The organism is Thalassotalea fusca (assembly GCF_053485835.1).
Map to the genome: position 1 here is coordinate 1 of NZ_JBQRUN010000072.1, position 264 is coordinate 264.

The window sequence follows — 264 nt, forward strand, 5'->3', positions numbered from 1 at the left end:
ATGAGGATATTGTCAACGCATGTAGTCACGCTTGGAATAGCTTTAGAAAAGACACAAAACGTGTCATCAAAATGTGTTCAAGGAAGTGGGCAGTGGTGGGCAATCTTTAATGCGGATTGGTATAATGCGGATTGGTATCAGGCCGAACGGAGACGTATTGCTAACCACTTCAAAATATTTAAAAAGCTAAAACGCAAAAAGCCCGCACAGTGTGCGGGCTTTTTGACTGAATGGGAAGCTTAGCGATGTCCTACTCTCACATGG

1 protein-coding gene is annotated in these 264 nt (G+C 43.6%); it reads left to right on the forward strand.

Annotated elements, in window-relative coordinates; genetic code table 11:
- The coding region (locus ACSLUK_RS20065; RefSeq protein ID WP_448550558.1) for a hypothetical protein at positions 1-243 on the forward strand (243 nt) is incomplete at its 5' end.
- Positions 244-264 lie beyond the last annotated feature (21 nt).